At 52.5% G+C, this 996-nt stretch carries 1 protein-coding gene; it reads right to left on the bottom strand.

Annotated features, from left to right (window positions below; all coding sequences use genetic code 11):
• A partial coding sequence (locus tag NK214_RS24870; RefSeq protein WP_253315803.1) for a hypothetical protein occupies positions 1 to 996 on the bottom strand: 996 nt, incomplete at both ends.

Here is a 996-nt window from a genome sequence, read left to right on the forward strand (position 1 = left end):
CTTGAGTTGCGGCACATAGACGTACTGCCAGCCGGCATTGCTGCCCGCCGGGCGGGTGTAGAGCAGCATCTGGGTGGCGGAGGTGGGTTGGGCTTGGAAGTGAAGTTCCTGCCGCAGAGCAGAAACAGACCACTCTTTTCCACGCAAGCTAGAAACCCGGTACCCCACTTTTACAGTCTCAGCATTTCTATAGTCATCGCCGGACAATAATTCCGTTGCATCTACTGTTTTGGAAACGGAAGACAACTCCAAAAAATCATTACTAGCGATTCGCTTTTGTAAGGAATACGTTATTTTAATAGACGTACCCTCTTTAGGTGGAACCTCCCAATATTCAATTAGTTTTCTATAATCTGGACCTTTCCCTCCAATATACCCCGCCTCAATCCTCCTCACATTCGCTAGTGTCAAATTAATTGGCACCACCAAGCCAATACTTGATGCATTATGAAAACTTGTCGTACTAGCAGAAAAAACTTTTTCTTTTCCTTGCCCTAAAACCGTTACGCTAGCCTTCAACACAAATTCACCCATCCCTAATACACTTGCCCCCGTAGGAATAGGCACATCAAGAGCCAGTGAATTTGATTGAAAGCTGCCAATCAAAGAATCCGTCGAATACCCTGGCTGTCCTAAATAGATAGGATAGAGTGAATCTACTCTCGGCTGGGAATATATACGGTTTGCAACCGAAATAGTGCCAAGACCCGCTCGAGCGACTCCTGTTGCGGGAGTAAGCCCCCCTATAGCCCCCCCCACCAGCGGATTCTTCCCGACCACTCCTTCCTGCCTCTTCGCCGCCCCCGCGCTCACCACCCCGCCGCTGCCCTCCTGCGGCACCGCGCTGTTCCAGCGCTCCGCCTGCACCAAAGCCTCGTCGCGCGCGTTCACCATCTTCGGCTGGTAGGTCGCCACCCGCTGGTTGCGGCCGTCGTATTCGCTGATCGTCAACCGCAGCCCGCTGTCCGGCCGGTTGATCGCCGCCAGGATCTGATC

The sequence above is a fragment of the Chromobacterium sp. S0633 genome (assembly GCF_024158805.1).
In the GTDB taxonomy this organism is placed as follows: domain Bacteria; phylum Pseudomonadota; class Gammaproteobacteria; order Burkholderiales; family Chromobacteriaceae; genus Chromobacterium.